Origin of the sequence: Marinoscillum sp. MHG1-6, assembly GCF_024714475.1 — a bacterium.
Classification (GTDB): domain Bacteria; phylum Bacteroidota; class Bacteroidia; order Cytophagales; family Cyclobacteriaceae; genus JAMZMI01.
The window spans coordinates 341,565-353,427 of sequence record NZ_JAMZMI010000002.1 but is presented as its reverse complement, the minus strand read 5'-3'; the positions used below and the strand labels follow the sequence as shown (position 1 = coordinate 353,427).

Below are 11,863 nucleotides of genomic sequence, written 5' to 3'. Positions count from 1 at the left end.
ATAATCAAAAGGAGCGGGGTCATTATGGCCCTGCTTAATTCTTATCATGGAAAAGCACGAAATAAAGAAATGTGTTAAATGCGGAAGCTCTTTCGAATGTAAAGTGGGGTCCATCCACTTATGTCAGTGTATGACAGTGACCATGACCAATGAGGAACGTCAGTTTTTGAAGGAGGGATATGAAGATTGTCTCTGCAAAAACTGTCTGATAGAAGGAAAAAGACAATATCAGCAAAAGCAGTTTAAGGAGAAGCTCAAAGGCCTCGGCGACCAATTTGGTTAATCCTTAGATACTTGCCGACTCACATACATAGGTGGGGATAATTCCGGAAGATAAGATTCGGGTTTCAGCATTGGCTGGAAGGGTGTTTCCGCTAAGTACCAGTGCGGTATCTAAACCAAATTTGTTTCCTCCGAGGATGTCCGTCACAAGGGTGTCCCCAACCATTAAAATTTCATTTTTCTGAACATGCTGTCCTTCTCTGAGGGCGTGCTCATAAGCGAAAATGAACATTTGAGCATCGGGTTTACCGAATCGAATAAACTTTTTTCCCACGATCTCCTGAACCATTTTGGCGATACCACCAATGGCAATAGCTACTTCGTTTTTAGCTACCGGATAGGCCATATCTGTATTGCAAACGATCGAAGTAATATTATTGTATCTCAATAAATTGACCGTTTTGTTCAGGTCGTTCGACCAATCGAAACCTTCATCATCCAAAAACACCAGCGTGTTGATGTCCTGAACATTGTTGAGGTCAAGATCCTTAATGGATACTGTTTTAAGTCCTACTTTCTCAATATAATGGGCGGATTCAGGAGTACCCAAATAGGCAACAGAGCCTGATTTTACTTTGTGTGTAAGGTATTCTCTTGCCAACATGCCGGAGGAGACTATTTTTTCCTCGGTGATTTGTGTCAGACCTTGTCTTTGATAGCTAGCTGCTAATTCAGATGGACCTTTTGAAGAGTCATTGGTTATGACGAAGAAATCAATATTTTCCCTCTCCAGTAATTCGAAGGTTTTACCTATACCCGGAAGCAGTCCCTGATGATTTTTAAGGACACCAAAGGCATCAAAAAAAATGGTTTTGTATTGAGTGACAATCGATTCGAAGGAGGTCAGGTTCATCAAATATTCAGGGCTTTTAAGATTTTATCAGCGTCGAAGGACTCTTCTAATTTAGGGAAATAAATTTGATGGGCTTCATGTTGAAGCTTTGTCGCATAAATTTCATGGAAAAAATATCGCCCGTCCTTGATTACATAGTTGATGATAAAGAATCTGTATGCTTCTTTTATTAATCGGATCTCGTTTTCGGTCAGCGGGTAAATCTTATGATAGGCTTTTAGGAAAATCATGAAGCGATCCTCCATGACCGGGTCGATATGGTAGCTGAAGACTGTCCGATCACCAATGGCAGAGCAAACTCGACTAAAGAAATAAAAATCCATTACCCGGGAGCTCATTCTGAACCAGTCATAATCCCATCGAGAGAAAAACCTGAAGTCTTTAGTAACGGAGAAGTTACCAATATTCCAATCGACGAAGACAGGGATTGAATCCATCCTGGAAACCTCAAGTTTATCGCAGTTTTCTAAAAAGGTGTTGCACTGCTTTTTGATATTTTCTTCATTCCCACGGTGCGCAAATTTCCCGGTATCGGTTTGTAGCAGTTCAAACAAGTGGTTGATGTCATGGTCCACCTGTTTAAAGTTAGGAGGGAGGGTGTTTTTTATCGTAAAGCATGACTTATGAAAACGGGCGAGTTCCTCACCTAGAATAGCAATTGTTTTCTCCGTTTGAACTTTGGGTAGTTTTTGGTCAATCTGTATAGGGTTATAGAATACCACCCAGGCATCCAAAAGGCTGTTTTGGTATCGATGGACAAAAAGTGAACCATGTTTGGTTAATGACTTCGCCAGGAAGTTTTCAAAAGGAGCCGGAAGATTCGTTGCAAGGGCATTTATGATCGAGTGATCTTCTACGAAATGATCGAATTTCCCAAAGTAGGATAGTTTTCCAATAATGATGCTGCCATCTTCGAGTCTTATTCGATAGACGTGGTTGGTAGAAACCTTTGCACTTATATCCTCAATTGACTTGATCTCTCTTGAGGAATCGTAGTCTTTCCAGGCCTCTTCAACAATCTGGGCAAAATTGATAATTCTTTCCATTCTATGATATTATTCCTCTTCTACCATTACCGAAAGTTCGGAGACCATCTTATCCAGTTCTTCAAGAATGAGATGCTTTGGTAAATCACTATGTTCAATAAGGGAGTCAATTTCCTGGTAGATATGAAGTTCGTAAGCCATGTGGCCTCTATCCACAAACCGAAGGGCATTTTGAATATGAACCAATCCATATTTTAGGGCTACCATAGCTTCGTGGTATTCATCCGTTGCGAAAAAATGCTCACTCACTTTAAGTTCGGCATAAGTGAGTGCATTCATTGCTTTGGTAAAGGCATGATTCATATCCTTTTCAATCAAGCTATCGCCTTTCATTTCCAGATGGACTTTTTCAAGGTCGGCGATTGCTTTATCGATGGTTCTTTGATCGGTTGAATCAAGGTATTGCTCTATATCCTTAATGGCATTTATTGCCAGCTCAAGATGATGAAGGCTACGGTTATAGGCATGTTCTCTGGCATACGTACTAGAATTTCCAATAAGTGTTTCAGCATCTTCTGCTGCCTCGATCACAGAGTGGTGAGGCATAAAAAATGAGATGGCATATAAGCATCCAAAAAAGGCGATGGTTAGAGAGAGATATTGAAAAAATTTCATAAGCCTGATTTTTCTCAAATATAAAATACTCCTGAACCAGAGTCAGATTTTAAGGAAAAAACATCAAAGGCTAAGTGTGATTTTTAGCTCGGTATTCATGGTGGAAGCGCAATCACCTCCATAACTTCCAATGACGGGCATCGTGTTTTTGGGATGATAGGAAGCTGAAAGAGGAATGTAGAAATGATTACAAAATAGTCCGGAAACAGGATCAAATCCTACCCATCCGGCACCTGAAATCCAGGCTTCTACCCATGAGTGAAGCTCATGTCCTTCCTCCATTTCAGGATTGAAGGCATAACCGCTGACAAATCTGGCAGGTATATGCAGATGTCTGAGGGCAGCCATCATCATCCAGCATAAATCCCTACAGGAAGCCTCAGCTACCTTGAAACATTCATTTGGTTCGAGTATACCGGGTTGGTAACGTACTTTGTGAGCCCATTTTTGACTGATCTCCCTGTTGATTCCTCCAATCAGGGTCATATGATCATCCCCAAAGATTTGGCTTTGGGTTTTAACCCATTCCTGCAATTCCGTAGATAATTTTGTTAATGGGGTCAGGTATATCTGGAGCTCAGGTTGGTTCATATAGTCCTGCTCTTCTCTTAAGAAATAAAAGGGGTTAAGCTCACTGACCTTCACTTTAGAAATTGCATGAATTTTCAGGGATTTATGCTTTTCCGAAAACCATGATTGATGATAAATATTGTTTTCAGCATCTATTCGCTGAGTAAGGCCTTCGGGTTCTTCAGTAACATCAAGTTTGAAGGATTTTAACTGTATATGTTCCCGCAACGCCGGGTGGAAGCGTAGATGATGAGGGTTTAAAAAGACCTCTTTTTCATAAAGGTACTGTGTGGTATGCTCAATGGTCAGGTTCATCATGAGTAGGTTAAGATAGACCGATTTATTGAGATTGTTCCTCTAATACATAGTTCGGTTTGACTTTAAAATATTGCTCAAATATGGCCTCTGACAGCGTATTGATTTTTTGTTGCAGATTGTCCATATATTCATGAAGCCCGAAATTGATAACGTCGCTAACCTCTGCAAATTCCAGGTCAGACCTCAGGTTACCAATCAGTTTCTCTATCCTGTTTGAAAAACCGCTTCTTCCGCGGGAGTCAGAGATTTCATGCAGACATTCCTCTGCATTACTAAGGCTGAACAGGATGGATCTTGGAAACTTTGAGTCCAGTACCAGGTACTCCACAACGTTCGAAGGCATGATGGTGCCATAGTTTCTGCGGTAGGCGTTAAAGGCGCTCACGGACTTAAGAAGTGCAGTCCAATGGAGAAAATCTAAAGGTGATCCCACATCTTCTACAGACGGGAGTAGCACATGATACTTGACATCTAGAATGCGTGATGTTTTGTCTGCTCTTTCCAGAAACTGGCCCAGTCGGGTAAAGTAATAACCCTCCGTTCGTGGAGCGGTATCATAGGTTAACCCATTAAGAAGCTGTATACTTTCTTTGACATGTCTGAAGAAATCACTTGGATCTTCTTTTCTCCAAATTTTCTTTTTTGCAGCGGTATTGATGTAATGATAAAGGTCATTCAGTACCTCCCACATTTCCTTCGATAAATTCTCTCGTACAACACGAGCGTTTTCACGTGCTTGCTTAATGCTATTGATAATTGAGTTGGGGTTCTCAGTATCAAAAGCAAGAAAGTTGATGGCGCTTTCGCGTGTGAAGTCTTTGTGCCGTTTGGTAAAGTCATCCCAATCTCCGGTTGCAGCAATTAGGGGTTCCCATTGCTCTTTCATTCCGGGAGGTAAATCCAGGGAAAGATTAAAATTAACATCTGTGAACCTGGCATAATTGTCGGCACGCTCGGTGTACCTTCCCAGCCAGAATAATGATTCCGCAACTCTACTTAGCATATTTCTCTTCTTTAATCATAAAGAACCCAGGTGTCCTTACTTCCGCCACCTTGTGATGAATTTACGACAAGTGATCCCTTTTTCAAAGCCACTCTTGTCAGTGCTCCCGGGATTACTTTGATGTCGTTTCCGTATAAAATATAAGGTCTTAAGTCAACATGTCGTGGAGATATTCCCGACTTGCTGATGGTGGGGACGGTAGATAATGACAGTGTGGGTTGGGCAATGTAATTTCTTGGATTGTCTGATACCAGCTTTCTAAACTTGGCATGCTCCTCCTTTGTAGCCTTTGGACCGATAAGCATTCCATATCCACCTGCAGCATTGGTCTCTTTCACCACCAGCTCCTCTATATTGTCCAGGACATATTTCCGGTCTTTTTCCTCGCTACACAAGTAGGTAGGTACATTGGAGATGATGGGATCCTGATCAAGATAATATTTGATGATTCTAGGCACATACGCATAGACTGCTTTGTCGTCTGCAATCCCTGTTCCCGGCGCATTGGCTATGGCTACGTTTCCGGCTTTATAGGCCTCAAAAATCCCAGGTACACCCAACATGGATTTAGGGTTGAAGGTCAGAGGATCCATGAAAGTGTCGTCGATTCTTCGGTAGAGTACATCCACTTGTTGCAGTCCCTTGGTGGTCTGCATGTAGACTTTGTTGTTTTCTACAATTAGGTCCATGCCCGAGACAAGTTGAACACCCATTTGTTGCGCAAGGTAGGAATGCTCGAAATAAGCTGAGTTGTACATTCCCGGAGTGAGGACAGCCACCGTTGGTTGGTCTTTATCGGAAAGGTACCGCAACATTCTTAGCAATGATCCGGCATAATCTGATACCGGCTGGACTCCGATGCTTTCAAATAATCGAGGGAACGCTCTTTTGATTATTTCCCTGTTTTCAAGGAGGTAGGATACACCGGAAGGGCATCGAAGGTTATCCTCTAACACCATGAAAGTGCCTTCCTTATCACGTACAATATCACTACCGGATATGTGGCACCAAATACCTTTTGGCGGCGTCAACCCAATACAGGGCTCAAGATAATCTTTACTGGAAAGAATGAGGTCCTTAGGTACGACCTTGTCTTTTAATATTTTTTGGTCATTGTAGATATCCTGAAGAAAAAGGTTGAGGGCTTCAATCCTTTGTTGTAATCCATTTTCAATGGTTACCCAATCTGATTTGCTTATGATTCTGGGGAGGATGTCAAGAGGGAGGATTTTTTCAACGCCCTTATTGTCATGATAAACATTGAACGTCATGCCCATCGCAATCTGAGCTTTGTCAGTAGTCTCCTGTAGTTGCTGGAGTTTTTTCTTGGAAAATTGGTCTAATGCTGATTTGAATTGTTGGTAGTGTTCACGGCAAACCCCCTCATCATCAAACATTTCGTCGAAATGCTCCTCATTTTCGTAGTCCTGAAATATCATATAAGCATTGCTTTGTTGGCAACAAAATCAACAAAAAGATAGTAAATTTTAAATGAAATAAGAATTTTATTTAAGGATTCGCAAACAATTCTTAAACTTTGAATTTACTCCTCTTGTTTCTGATAATTTCGCAATTGCGGTTCTATTAATATATGATTATTATGGGTAATTTAAAATATCACTTTTCTAATATTGATATTTTAAATTTTGGCACGATTAACCAAATGATCATCGGTCTATTGCTCACAAATGAAGGCCGCTAGCTTGTGGTGATGGGTAAAGGTTGTCAGGTGGGCTTTGCCATTATAATTAACAACAGGGAGGCCTTTCCAGTCTTTTGACATTTCCCCTTCAATTCCCTTTTCCATCAGGAAAAGAATGAGCTGTTTCCGAACTTCCAAAGATTGATCTTTTTCGATCGATTCAAATAGCTGATACCAGGGGGTGGAGCTAATTGCTTTATTCCAGCAAATACATAATGTGGATCTATTGTTTTGATCAATGAATCCCTGAATGTCATTCGATAGAATGGAAATCGAGCCGTTTTTTTGAGTAATAGAAACGGGGATTTGTTTTGGTGCAAAACGTATAGGCAACCGGTTGGCTTTGTAGATCGCTTCCTTGGCAGCCCAGTATAGCCAAAAGAGATTTTCCAGATCAGTTGTTATAGTAGCATCATGCTGATCGGAGGGGTGGGAGATGAGCCTAAAGCTTCGTTCATTGCGTGGACGAAGGAGGGGGTCGGAGTGATCTACGACATCTATACCAATCAAAACCTGATTATTTAATGAGCTAAATCTAGGAATTGCCGGGGGTATAAAAAACAAAAGCCTCGATAATCGAGGCTTTCAAGGAAGTCTTGTGCTATTATTTTGAATCCAGCTTTTGGAAGATGATGTCGATAGATTCGCCTACAGTTCCCATTTTACCGATGGCCTCATCTTCAATCATGATGTCATATTTGTCTTCGATATCCAAAACAATATCTACGATATGTGCTGAATTTATCTTTAAATCGCCAATTAGTTCATGTTCTTCACTTAGAGATTCCAAGAGTTCTTTTTCCGGAACATAGTCACCTATGATGCCTTTTAGTTCGTCTTTGATTTGCTCTCTGGTCATTTGTTACTCCATTTTCTTAAAACTAAGACGCAATTTAAATCCCCGAATCCAAAATTCGCCTTAATTACCGTATCAATTTTTTTGCTCACCATTTCTGTTGGTACCCGATCGGATGAAATCAACCTGGTTATTTCAGGGTGTAATTCTTCACAATTGAGGTTAGGGTGGACGTATCCGTGTTCCATTTGTAGTACGCTGGCCACCAACTCGATTGAGCCTGCACCCCCTACAGAGTGTCCAATCATTGATTTTGGAGTGTTGATGTATGGAAAGTCTTCTCCGGAGCGACCTAAAGCTGTCACCCAGTTTTGGACTTCAATAGGGTCACCTTTCGTGGAAGTCAGATGTCCTGAAATAAGATCGATTTCTTTTGGGTCTATATCCGCCTCGGCCAAAGCGGACTTTATGCACGCGACGATAGCCTCAGAATTAGGCGCAGTCATGGTACCCCCATTTCGTTGTCCCCCCGAATTGAATTCTCCACCCAATATTTCGGCATAGATTTTTGCTCCTCTTTCCTGGGCACTTTCTAAGGATTCAAGTACAAGTGCTCCTGAACCACCTCCTGGTACAAATCCGGAACTTGTGGCACTCATTGGACGGGATCCAAATGAAGGATTTTCGTTGGAGTCACTACAAAGTACGCGCATGGAGTCAAAACCACCCCAGATATAATGTCCGTCAGATTCCGTGCTACCGCAGATCATTCTTTTTGCCTTGCCATTTTTAATGTGTTCATATCCCACAAGTATGGCTTCACTGCCGGTGACACAGGCTGAGGAGTTGGAGACTATACGGTTTCCCAATCCAAGAATATTATTTAGGTAGGCACTCGCACCACTATTCATGCATTCTGATATGGATCGCGAACCTAACCTTCGATTATTTCCGGCATCAATTAAGACAGTTGGTGCTTCGTTGGGTGCTTTTGCGTCGTCAAAACTTAAGTCTCCGGCGCCAAAAACGATTCCTGACTCATAATCTACCCCATTTTCATTAGGAGTTAACCCGGCATCCAGCCAGGCCTCCATGCCAGAAAGACATGCATTGATGATGGCATTGTTTCTGACCTTTCCAATAAAAAAATCAGGAAGTAATTTCTCTTTATATGATTGTTCAACATTGGTTTTGGCTCCGATTTGACATCTGAAATTCAACTCTTTAAGTTTTTCATGAAACTTAATGGCTGATTTTCCCTGTTGTAGCGCTTCATTGAACGCTGCCACACCGGTACCATTTGGAGCCACTACCCCTAGACCTGTTATAACAACTCTATTATTTCTCAACGTTATCCTTTTTTACGATCATGCCAGAAAATTCACCCTTGCACACCAACTCGTCTGAGGTCAAATTATGGCATTCAATTGAACATTTCAACTTACCGAAGCGATAATATATCAGCCTTGAACTCACTTTGAGTTTATCTCCGGGGTAAGTAGGCTTCAAAAAATCAACATTGGTCGATGAAAAGAGGGGTACAAAATTATCAGAATTATTGGACTTGTTGTGCTCTAAATTGATTCCGAGACAAACCAACCCAATCTGCGCCATGATCTCCACGATAATCACTCCCGGAGTCACAGGGTTGCCAGGGAAGTGCCCCTGAAAGAAATACTCATCTTGTTTTAGGGTATAGTATCCGACCGTTCCTTTATCGGTTACTTCTTCTAACTCATCTACAAAGTGAAAAGGTGTTTTGTAGGGTAGTTTGTCTATAATTTCTTGCGGTGAAATCATATTAATGTTTCTCCTCCATCTACGTTAATAATGCTGCCGTTGATCCAGTTGGCTTCCGGTCTGCTTAGCAAATAAACAACGTTAGCAACATCTTCTGGTTGTGTCATCCTTCCCAGTGGGTTTTTTCTGGTTGCTTCTTTTACCAAGTCATCATAGCCTGGGATAAATTTCAATGAAGGTGTATCGGTAATTCCCGCATTGATGGCGTTGGCACGAAGGTCGTGTCCGGCCAATTCAACCGCCAGGTATTTTGTCAGGATTTCAAGTGAGGATTTAGCGATAGCTACGGCTGCATAACCTGACCAGTACTTTTGGCTTCCGGCGGAAGTTAATGTAATCACTCGACCTCCTTTTGCCATGAGTTGATTGCCGGTGAGGGCTTTGACCCATGTCAGGGCATTTATGGCCATCGCATCAATAGTGAGGTGAATATCCTCTTCAGATAGTTCAGGTTCCCCATCACTGATCAGCTTCTTTAAATTACCTCTTGACAGCGAATGAAGCATTACAGAAAATTGCACATTAGGTAAGTCTTGCTTGAAGGTTTCGCAAGCCGCAATTACCTTTTCTTTGTTGGTGCCATCTATGTTGTAGGTATGAACCTCAATATTCGCTGCTTTCAACTCATTTACTTCTGCCTCAAAGACCTGCATGGTTGATCGTCTGTCACGGTGTACGATAACCAGGCCAAATCCTTCCTGGCCCAGTTTTTTAGCAGACGCTAAACCTATACCGCTAGACCCTCCAATGATGATCGCGTACTTCTTCATATATTAGATTGCTTTTTTGTAGCACCTTCTTCTGATGCTACCGGTATCAATATTGTCCTGGTATTCATTCCAAAGATTGAGTACTCCGTAGTTGTCCTCCATCATGGGCCCCGAAGATACCTTTTTCACTCCTTTATTGATATACGTGCTTAAAAGTTCGTGAAAAATTAGTGGGCTAACACCCAACTTCTGGTATTCGGGTTTTACTCCTATCAAAAACATATCGACATGCTCGTTGCTTTTAAAAGCCTTAAGGATATGAATGAACCCGAATGGGAACATGGACCCTTTTGCTTTTTGGAATGCTTTTGATAAAGAAGGGAATGAAATAGCAAAACCCACCACTTCATCTTTGTCATTAACGATAAGTGTCACGAATTCGATTCTGACGAATCCGAAATACTGATCGATGTAGTAGTCAATTTGCTTTTGAGTAAGTGGGTGATAGCCATAAAGATCGCTATAACACTCGTTGAGCAGGTCAAACACTTGTCCCGCATATTTTAAAACCTGCTTACTCTTTTTAAATTTTTTGACCTCAAGATTAAATCTGGAGGTAATAATTGAGGCGACCCTCCCAAGACGTCTTGGAATTTCTGTGGGCACAGTACCCCTCAATTCCACCCAATCGCAAGCCTTTCCAAATCCAAGAGCTTCATAGTGCTCATGATAATAAGGATGGTTGTAGATGGTTGCCTGCGTTGCCAACTGATCAAATCCTTGTACCAGGGATCCTTCAAAATCCAGATCTGTAAAGCCCATAGGGCCGTGGATGTTTTGCGCACCTTTCGATTTGCCCCATTCAGTGATTTTATCAATAAGCGCCTTAGAGACCTCTTTGTCGTCGATAAAGTCCACCCACCCGAAACGCATCAGCTTCTCTGCTTCGAGCTCAGCATTGAGAATGATACCGGCAATTCTGCCTACAATTTCTCCGTCTTTTTTGGCCAGAAAATAAACAGCATCACTATGATCAAATGCTGGATTTTTGTCTTTAGACAAAGTGCTTATTTCAAAATCCAAAACCGGGGGAACGTAATAGGGGTTGCCTTTATAAAGCCCAAACGGGAACTTAATAAATGCCTTAAGATCTTTTTTGGACAAGACCTCCTCAACGGTAATACTCATCTATTTAAACCAGGTTTTCGGATTTGTAGTGTTCGTATGTGTTGGCAAATCCGGAATGTAAATCAAACTTGATCGATAAAGGTATTTCTTTTCTTTCTAACGAAAAATCATGATCCCAATCTTTAGTGATTTCATTATGCTTTTCCACCGTTAGGATAGGTTCGAAGCCAAATATCGATCCGAAGAACTTGATTGTTCTAAGCGAAAGTCTTGTGAGCCAGATAGGGATAACGAGCATCAAGGATCGCTTATTCAATACTTTTTCAATGGCGGCTTTCATTCCCGAATGGGAGTAAACCTTTCCATCTTCCAGGTGAATGATTTTGTTGGTAAAATCCTGAGAGGAAAGTGTGATCACATTATTTGCTACATCAAAAGCGTGGATCAGTGTCATTTTCTGATTTTTCGGTGCAGCACATGGGTAGAGCCCCATTTTCACAGATTGGAATAATGCCAGGAATTCGTTGTCCCTTGGGCCGTAGATGCCTGTAGGTCTGTATATCAGGTAATTGAGGCCTGAATTCATAATAACCTGTTCTGCAGCCAATTTACTATCTCCGTAGGCCGATACCGGACCATTCAGTCCCACCGGACCAAGAGCTGCCTGTGAGGATACATAAGCCAGCTTTCCGGTTAAAATACCAGTCTCCTGAATGGCTTGAACTACCCGATTGGTAAGTCCTACATTAATCTTGAAAAAGGCTTCTCGATGGATTGATTTGGTGAGTCCGGCATTATGAATCATGAGATCCATTGCCCCTTCTTCATTCAATAGTTTTGTGAGTACTTCGTTGAGGCTCAATTCCGAATAATCCGATTGGAGTATTTGAAGGCCGTCCAAATTCTGTATTTGGCCAATATTCGCCTTTGGGCGTACAAGGGCAAAAACTCTTGCTGAATGTAATTCAGTAGCGACCTGACACAGCCAGCTTCCTAAAAAACCATTTGCGCCAGTTATGAGAATTTTCACAAAGGAAGCT

Annotated in this window: 14 protein-coding genes; 1 reads left to right on the top strand and 13 read right to left on the bottom strand. The window is 41.7% G+C overall.

Annotation, left to right across the window (positions count from 1 at the left end; genetic code table 11):
* Positions 1–46: 46 nt before the first annotated feature.
* Positions 47–283 (top strand): cysteine-rich CWC family protein, encoded by a 237-nt coding sequence (locus NXR94_RS05195; protein WP_258103523.1) that lies wholly within the window; start codon positions 47–49, stop codon positions 281–283.
* A 3-nt stretch (positions 284–286) separates the two neighbouring features.
* Here the strand turns inward: NXR94_RS05195 and NXR94_RS05190 are convergent, their stop codons facing one another.
* From NXR94_RS05190 to NXR94_RS05130, 13 genes are all read right to left on the bottom strand, one after another.
* Complete coding sequence (locus NXR94_RS05190; protein ID WP_258103978.1) at positions 287–1,135, bottom strand: HAD-IIA family hydrolase; 849 nt, start codon at positions 1,133–1,135, stop codon at positions 287–289.
* A complete protein-coding gene (locus NXR94_RS05185) occupies positions 1,135–2,181 on the bottom strand; it encodes a hypothetical protein (protein ID WP_258103522.1) in 1,047 nt (348 codons plus the stop codon). Before NXR94_RS05185 ends, NXR94_RS05190 begins: the two co-directional genes overlap by 1 nt.
* Before the next feature lie 9 nt (positions 2,182–2,190).
* The gene (locus tag NXR94_RS05180) at positions 2,191–2,796 is read right to left on the bottom strand and encodes a hypothetical protein (protein WP_258103521.1); all 606 of its coding nucleotides are present in this window, start codon (positions 2,794–2,796) and stop codon (positions 2,191–2,193) included.
* A 63-nt stretch (positions 2,797–2,859) separates the two neighbouring features.
* The gene (locus NXR94_RS05175; protein ID WP_258103520.1) at positions 2,860–3,684 is read right to left on the bottom strand and encodes a transglutaminase family protein; all 825 of its coding nucleotides are present in this window, start codon (positions 3,682–3,684) and stop codon (positions 2,860–2,862) included.
* A gap of 22 nt (positions 3,685–3,706) precedes the next feature.
* Positions 3,707–4,687: an alpha-E domain-containing protein gene (locus tag NXR94_RS05170; protein ID WP_258103519.1), complete on the bottom strand. Its 981-nt coding sequence runs from the start codon at positions 4,685–4,687 to the stop codon at positions 3,707–3,709.
* A gap of 11 nt (positions 4,688–4,698) precedes the next feature.
* A complete protein-coding gene (locus NXR94_RS05165) occupies positions 4,699–6,126 on the bottom strand; it encodes a circularly permuted type 2 ATP-grasp protein (RefSeq protein WP_258103518.1) in 1,428 nt (475 codons plus the stop codon).
* 236 nt (positions 6,127–6,362) lie between these two features.
* Positions 6,363–6,899 (bottom strand): 4'-phosphopantetheinyl transferase superfamily protein, encoded by a 537-nt coding sequence (locus tag NXR94_RS05160; RefSeq protein WP_258103517.1) that lies wholly within the window; start codon positions 6,897–6,899, stop codon positions 6,363–6,365.
* Positions 6,900–6,993: 94 nt separating this feature from the next.
* Positions 6,994–7,248 (bottom strand): acyl carrier protein, encoded by a 255-nt coding sequence (locus NXR94_RS05155; RefSeq protein ID WP_258103516.1) that lies wholly within the window; start codon positions 7,246–7,248, stop codon positions 6,994–6,996.
* Positions 7,245–8,534: a beta-ketoacyl synthase gene (locus NXR94_RS05150; RefSeq protein WP_258103515.1), complete on the bottom strand. Its 1,290-nt coding sequence runs from the start codon at positions 8,532–8,534 to the stop codon at positions 7,245–7,247. The genes NXR94_RS05155 and NXR94_RS05150 overlap by 4 nt, the downstream gene beginning before the upstream one ends.
* The gene (locus NXR94_RS05145) at positions 8,524–8,985 is read right to left on the bottom strand and encodes a 3-hydroxyacyl-ACP dehydratase FabZ family protein (protein ID WP_258103514.1); all 462 of its coding nucleotides are present in this window, start codon (positions 8,983–8,985) and stop codon (positions 8,524–8,526) included. Before NXR94_RS05145 ends, NXR94_RS05150 begins: the two co-directional genes overlap by 11 nt.
* Positions 8,982–9,755, bottom strand: coding sequence for an SDR family oxidoreductase (locus tag NXR94_RS05140; RefSeq protein ID WP_258103513.1), 774 nt, complete (start codon positions 9,753–9,755; stop codon positions 8,982–8,984). Before NXR94_RS05140 ends, NXR94_RS05145 begins: the two co-directional genes overlap by 4 nt.
* A 3-nt stretch (positions 9,756–9,758) precedes the next feature.
* Entirely contained in the window at positions 9,759–10,883 is a 1,125-nt protein-coding gene (locus NXR94_RS05135) for a hypothetical protein (RefSeq protein ID WP_258103512.1), read from the bottom strand.
* A 4-nt stretch (positions 10,884–10,887) separates the two neighbouring features.
* Positions 10,888–11,853, bottom strand: coding sequence for an NAD(P)-dependent oxidoreductase (locus NXR94_RS05130; RefSeq protein ID WP_258103511.1), 966 nt, complete (start codon positions 11,851–11,853; stop codon positions 10,888–10,890).
* Positions 11,854–11,863 lie beyond the last annotated feature (10 nt).